5 protein-coding genes are annotated in these 6,676 nt (G+C 71.7%); 3 read left to right on the top strand and 2 right to left on the bottom strand.

Going from position 1 to position 6,676, the window contains the following annotated elements; genetic code table 11:
- Positions 1-329 precede the first annotated feature (329 nt).
- Positions 330-695, top strand: coding sequence for a hypothetical protein (locus ACFC1F_RS31115; RefSeq protein WP_376163287.1), 366 nt, complete (start codon positions 330-332; stop codon positions 693-695).
- 63 nt (positions 696-758) lie between these two features.
- Here ACFC1F_RS31115 and ACFC1F_RS31120 read toward each other — a convergent pair whose 3' ends face one another.
- Complete coding sequence (locus tag ACFC1F_RS31120) at positions 759-1,208, bottom strand: hypothetical protein (protein WP_376163289.1); 450 nt, start codon at positions 1,206-1,208, stop codon at positions 759-761.
- 788 nt (positions 1,209-1,996) lie between these two features.
- Here ACFC1F_RS31120 and ACFC1F_RS31125 point away from each other — a divergent pair.
- Complete coding sequence (locus tag ACFC1F_RS31125; protein WP_376163291.1) at positions 1,997-3,034, top strand: hypothetical protein; 1,038 nt, start codon at positions 1,997-1,999, stop codon at positions 3,032-3,034.
- 553 nt (positions 3,035-3,587) lie between these two features.
- On the opposite strand, the gene ACFC1F_RS31130 is transcribed toward ACFC1F_RS31125, so the two are convergent.
- The gene (locus ACFC1F_RS31130; protein WP_376163293.1) at positions 3,588-4,625 is read right to left on the bottom strand and encodes a hypothetical protein; all 1,038 of its coding nucleotides are present in this window, start codon (positions 4,623-4,625) and stop codon (positions 3,588-3,590) included.
- 71 nt (positions 4,626-4,696) lie between these two features.
- On the opposite strand from ACFC1F_RS31130, the gene ACFC1F_RS31135 reads away from it, so the two are divergent.
- Positions 4,697-5,584, top strand: a complete 888-nt coding sequence (locus ACFC1F_RS31135) for a hypothetical protein (protein WP_376163294.1) — start codon at positions 4,697-4,699, stop codon at positions 5,582-5,584.
- The last annotated feature ends 1,092 nt before the right edge of the window (positions 5,585-6,676 follow it).

Here is a 6,676-nt window from a genome sequence, read left to right on the forward strand (position 1 = left end):
ATGGATCGCCCGGGGGAGAGTTCTGCCCCGCGCGCCTGGCCGAGCGGGCAGCGAAGCAGGATCGTGTGGAAGCGGTGGATGCCGGGCATGGAGGCACCCGGTGTGACCTGTTGTTCTGGGTGGATGTGTCACGCTCCGCCGGGGCGGTCGCCAGCTGTCGTGAGGGGAATGGCGAAGCTGGTCCCGCATGAGGGGCAGGCTGATGAGGCTCTCTGAATCTGGCCGGTGCTGCTCCAGCTCCTCAGTTCTTTGAGGCTTGAATGGCCTGGGGGAGTGGGGGTGGGCGTTTGGTCCTTTTCTGCTGATCGGATCGGCGGGAGCATGGCGTGATGGAGGAATCGCTGGAAGCGGCCTGGGACTTCGAGCTGGACAGTTCGGCAGGTATTGACCAGGCATATCGTCGTGATGAGCACGTGGGCTTGGTTGCTCTGGTCTCGGCGGCTCGGGGTGGTGGGGTCGGGCGCTTCTATCCGTTCACCAGCATGGGCCGACTCTGCTTCAGCACGGGGCCGCGCTGGTGGACGGGAGACGGGGAGCCGGCGCCGGCGTTCGTGACGGTGGACCCGGAGGGCGGCTATGTCGTCTGGCGCGGGAGTCCCTATGCCCATCCGGCCGAGGAGGTGCTGGAAACTCATGAGGCCGCCGAAGCCGTCGCCGAGCTCGAACGCCTGCTGGGACTGTACGACTTCATCTGACGACGACTGCAGCGTCAAGGGGGGAGCCCGCAGCGCGGGCCGCCCCCCTTGACGATTGACGGGTCAGACCCTGCGCAGGGGGACGACGCCGCTGGTCGGCTGCGGGACGGTCGGGCGGGCGGCTTCCGGGGTAGCCAGCAGCGCGACGATGGTGATGGGCTGGTCGCAGTGCGGGCAGTTGCGGAGCGCGGTGGGCGCGAGCGTGTCGCCGGCTCGTGGGCGAGGCGCCGGCGGGAGAGCGGGTTTGGCGGGGCCGGCGGCGATCGCGGGCCGGTTGAGCAGAGGTTCGCCGAGGCGGCGGGGCCGTCGTCCGTCGCGCTCGCGGTCGCGGGTCTTCTCCGCGTCGCGGCGGCAGAGCGGCGAGCAGTGGACCTGTCGGACCCGGGCCTCGTGGGTGAACTCGCTTCCGCAGTTCGGGCAGTTCTTGACCACCGGCGGGGGCGGTGCCGGGCGGCGGGCGAGGGTCGGCCGGTGCTGCTGTCCACAGGTGGCTGGTCGCAGGGCGAGGGGCATGACGACGAAGACTTGCCCGGCTGTGTGCCGGGACCACGCGGATCTGACCGCCCGCCACCCGGGTTGCTGCCCGATCGGCGCCGTCGGCACGGTCCAGGGCGGGCTCCTGGCTCTTCTGGTCCGCCACGCCGATGGTTAGCCGCTGTGCCTGTCGCCGGCTGCGCCGGGACGAGGCGAAGCGCTCCCGTTCCTGGTGGCCCCGCTCCTGACCGGCTGCTTCCCACCGCAGGCTGCTGATTTGCGGTGGGGAGGTTGGGCACCCCGCTGACCTGCGGTGGTGAGTTTCGCCCTCCAGCCGGTGAGTTCCGCTCCTGGGCCCGGTGAGTTTCGGGGATCTACGCAGATCGGAGGTCGGTGGGACCGGGACAGCTCCCGATCCCACCGACCCGGGGCCGCTCCGTCCGGGTGGCTGCCCGGTTGGACGGCCGGAGGAGGTGGGCAGAGCCTTCGGCATGACGACACCTTCGACCAGGCGCGGACGCCGCCGCCCGGGCGCCCCCACCGTGGAGCGCACCCGCGCCGCGGCCCTCGCACTGCGCGGCCTCGAGTCGGCCCGGCCCGTGCGGCCCGGAGCGCGCCGCAGTCGGCACCTGTGAATTCCCGCGGCTGCACAGGACCACGCCGGATCGGTGATGCGCGTCGCCGCGTCAAAACGGCTTGCTCGTGGGCCGGCTCGCGCGGGGCTGGCAAGGGCGGTACCGAAGGAGTGAAACCGGCCTTGCCAAGCGGTGCGGGCGGGCATGCTGGTCGCCGTGATTGCGATCGCCCACCAACGAAGGAGATAACCCATGTCCGCATGGACGAGTGTGTCGAAGCTCTCGATCATCCTCGTGAGCGGCGACGAGACATGTGACATCTACGCGAACGGGCGGAACCGGATCGGCGTGATGATCAGCGTCGCGCCGACCGGCAAGGACGGGAATCCCATCGAGGTCGACTTCTCCCACCTGCTCAACCGCATGTGGCTGATCGACTACGTCACCGAGTCGACACTCAACTGGAAGGGCAGCTCGGGCTGGTGCTACACGGACACCACCAACGCCTTCACCGCCGCCCCCGGCCTGTCCGGCGAGCGCGCCGAAGTCTCGTACGGCGATGACGGGACCCAGCTGATCACGTTCTACGTGTACTGCGCCCCCGGGGTGAGCCCGAAGTCGATCGGCGTCCAGGTCAAGACTGACAGCGACGACATCATCAAGAGCTCCTTGAACGGAACGTACCAGGAAAAAATCAAACTCAATCCGCGGACGGCCGTGACCTACATGAAGGGGGACATCACCTGGGACTACTCTCACACGTCGACCAAGTACGGCGGCAACACGAAGTACGTGACGACGGACGCCTGGAACTACTACCTGACCCTGAAGTCCGCGGACAACTACTTCGTCACCTTCTCGGTGAGCTCCTACTTCAGCGAGGACGGCTACGACGGGTTCTTCTCCTCCCACATCACTCCCGAGAGCAACCGCAAGAACTTCTACGGCGGCTACGTCTGGTACCGCGAGCCGCACGGTTCCGCGTACTACGTCGTCGGAAACGACGGGCGCAGCGAAGGGGAGGTGGTCAACTTTCCCGACGTCAACAAGTGGTGGGACTACGCGAAGATCTACGACCGGACCTACCCCGAACGGTACCTGTGCTTCAGCTGGGTGCAATCCATCACCGGTGGCGACGGATGGCACATCCCGAACGGGCCACTGAACACGTCGAACGTGTGGTTCACCCCGCAGATCGTCGCCTACGACCGGTTCGGCAACGCGGGAACGTTCTGGGTGGACGGCTCGGACATCACCGGCGGGCTCAACATCTACGACCACCGGCCGTAGGACCGGCCGAGAGACCACTCCCCGGTCGCGGTGGGGTGTGGGGAGACGGTTGAGGCCGAAGGCCACCGCCGTCGGGCGACACAGGGCCTTGATGCGCGCGGCGAGCTGCTCGGACCACCCGCCGCCCGGGCGCCGGCCGCAAGCGCACCCGCCGCCCAGGCAGCAAGCCGCTCACCCCGGAGCAGAAGGCGGAGCAGGTCGAGTGGGACCACCGTCGGCTGCTGAACCGCCTCCGCGGGCGCCTGGTACGCGCCCGAGTACGGCGGCGACGCCGTCCACGCCCGTGACCACCACCGCGCCCTGCCGGTCGTCGCCACCACCCTGCCGCTGCTGCGCCGTTTCGGCGCCGACGCCCCGGTGTGGCACCGGTTCGGCCGTCACGGCTGCCACACCCTCACCGACGCGCTCGACAACCCGGATGGCGACGAGCTGCTGGCCGTCGAGCGGGCCGAGGCGGATCGGGCCCGCCGGGCGCGGGAGGCGGCGGAGCGGGAACGGCGCCGCGGCTGGACCGAGCGCGACGTCGACGGCTTCCACGGCCGGGTGGCTGCGGTCAGTGGGGTATCCGGTTGTCGGTTGCCAGTACGTCGCCGGGCACCGTCGAGCCCGTCTGGCGCCGCAGCATGCCGATCGCTGGGTCGGAGATGGCGACCGTGAGCCGGTAGGGCGGCTGGCCGGTGATGGTGTTGTGTGAGTCGGTCGGCGCCACCAGGAACTGCTGGAGGGCGAAGCCGTCGACGCCCGGGCACAGGGCCTCGGCGGGGAGGGTGACCTGTACGGAGGCGCCGCTCTCGGGTGCGACGTGGACGGTGCCGCCCGCATCGGACGGGGCGTCTTCGTCGGGTGTCAGCGGGAGCCCGTGGGCCCCGGCGACCAGGCCGTCCGGGCCCTCGATCTCCACCGCCACGCCCTGCGGGCCGAGCGGTGCGGACAGGTCCAGCGCACGGTCGCCGGCGCCGGGGCCCGGGCCGAGCCCCAGACCGATGGTGAAGTGCCCGGGGTCCTTCTGCGAGGTCCGTGAGAACCCGTAGGAGCTGAGGACGAGTTGTGGTCCCGGCAGCGGGGCGTCCGACTGCGGTCCGGCGGCGAAGGTGAAGGACGCGGGTGCCGGTTCGAAGTGGTGGAAGCCCTTGGTGCCGCACCTGGTGCCGTCGGAGACCCCGCCGCCGGGCAGCGCGACGTCCACGGTCGGCCTGGGAGAGACGGGCACGGCCCACGGGTCGCGCGCCGACCGACCGCTGCCGTTCAGCAGACCGGCCGGGTCCGCTCCGGCCGCGACGGCCAGCAGCGCCGCGAAGGCGGTGACCGTGAACAGCACGGTGCGTCGGCGCCCGGGCCGGGTCCACCTTGGGCGGGCCGCGCCGGAGGCCGCCCCGGGTGCCCAGCGGCGGCCTCCCGGGTCCACCGGCGTCTCCTTCCGCCACTGCGCGGCGAGCATCCGGGTCCGGGTGGTCGGCTCCTCGACGGCGGCGTCCCCGATGAAACGCTCGTCCAGGACGAGGCCCTCGAACGGGTCGGGTGTCGCCCGGCCCGTTCCTATTGGCTCCGGCTCACGGGAAGGGGGCTGGTGGGGGTCCTCGGCGGTTGGCACGGCGCCAGTATGCCCGCCCGTTCGGACACACCGACCGGGCGAAGCGGTCCGGTGAAGCAGCCCGGAACGCCTTGTGGCTTGGACACCGACGGTCACTCGGCCTTCGGGCGTCCCCTGTCACCGGCATCGGCCGCAACACCGCATTCCGCGTCAAGGTCCTGGACAACGGCCCGGCCCTCGCCGGCGAGGAACCGGCCGACCGTGCGGTGCACTGGTGGTGTCGCGCCTACCCGGGGCACACCCGGGCCGGGTACCCGCCGGTCGCCCTGGTCGTCACCGACGCCGGACCAGTGGCCCTGGCCAACCGGCAGGAGGCGGTGGCCGAGCTGCCGGCGGACTGCTGGCGCGCGGCCACCACTGTGCGCCTGCACTCCGACGGACGCTCCGACCTGCCCCGCCGGCGGGGCCTGACCGGATCCCGCAGGGTCCAGGAGCAACTGGCAGCCCTGAACGCTGCGCAGGACCAGCGCCGGACGCGCTGGATCCAGGCCGCACCGGCCGGCCTGGCCGAGGCGGCCGCGGACGTGGCCCGACCCTCGGGCCGCGACCGCACGGACTGGTCACGTGGACTGCGCGACGCCGAGGAGCGCCTCGCCGCCCTCACCCGGCTCCACCACCCCGAGGCGACCGAGCGGATCCGCGCCCTGCTGGCCTGGGCCGGGGTCCCGGCCCGGGAAGCCACCGGCGGCCTGAAGTGGTACGACCTGGCCGTGCAGCGCCAACTGCTGGCCGAGGACCCCGACCTCGTCCTTGCCGCCTTTGCCGCACGCCCCCCGAGTCCGGCCCAACTCGACGGTGCAGCAGGGCTGTTCAGCTCCACCGAATGGATCGAAGCTCATGGCAGACAACTGCCCGAGCCACTGCGCTCGACGCTGATCGGGCACATCGAGGCGGACGGCACCGAGCCCATGCGGTTCCGGCTGCGGCACGGCTACTACGGCGCGGAACGAACCGCCTGACCGGGCGCCGGGCTCCGATGAACCCCGGTGAACCCGAGTGGGGCGGAAAGCCGTTCCCGCCATCGGCGGTGGGCGGTAGGCGTGTTGGGCGCGTCCACGCACCGCACCTGCTCCTGGCCCCGAGGGAGGGGTCCGACCGCCTCGACCCGGCGCGCGCCTCTGGCTGACCCCCGCGGGCAGGCCCTGGGAGTGGCCGTCCGCACGGTGGCCCGGCACACAGGGCGGTTGTCCGTGCTGTTCCGTCACCACCTCACGGTGACGGAACCCGGAGGTCACGACAAGCCGCCCCGCTGCGGGGGTGGGGTGGTCGGGGTGGCAGGCCGGGTGCCTCGTACACGGCCGCCAGGAGCACCGGCCTCCCGGGCGGGGTCGGGGCTTCGCCGGATGCTTTCGTCACCGGCCACTGGTGACGGAACCTCGCCCGCCGGCTGCTCCCGGCCCGCTGCCGTCCCCACGGTGGGGCAGCGTCTGCTCCGGGCCTGCTGCTGTGCGGGCTGCCGTGTCGGCGGCCGGCGGCGACCACCCCGCCCGGCTACTGGCCGTTGCGCGCGTTGCCCGCCCCCGGGCAATGGTGTGGGGGCGGGCAGCCCGGTCGGCCTACGGGCTGCTTCGCCGGGTGCTTTCGTCACGGGCTGCTGGTGACGGAACCTCGCTCCCGGCTGCTCCCGCCCGCCCGGGCCGCACCCGGACTCGTCGAACGGCCGTGAGCAACCCGTCGTCCGCCCGGCGGGCCCTCGGCCCCGGCACGGGCCCGTGTCCTCGGTCCCCAGCAACGCCCCCAGGGCCGCCAGTAGCCGTCCTGGAGCCACCTCGCCGCCGTCCCGCCCCACACCGGCTCACCCCGGACGTCCCACAGCCTGCCCTGCGGCCCGCCGGGCAGGCCGCCGACGAGCCCGGACAGAACCGGGCAATACCTCCGCCCGAAACCTCTCGCGACAGCATAAATCAGTATCGAACGCCCTCTAACTGGGCGTTTTACCCGTAAGTGAGTCAATTGCTGCCGGTTTCCTGGGTGCCCAGGCTACCCACATTCGGTGATGCTTGGGGCTCAGGTGGCAGGAGTGCGGCCGTTGCACAGATGCCCGTTGGAAC

The sequence above is a fragment of the Kitasatospora sp. NPDC056181 genome (genome assembly GCF_042266225.1).
Lineage (GTDB): Bacteria > Actinomycetota > Actinomycetes > Streptomycetales > Streptomycetaceae > Kitasatospora.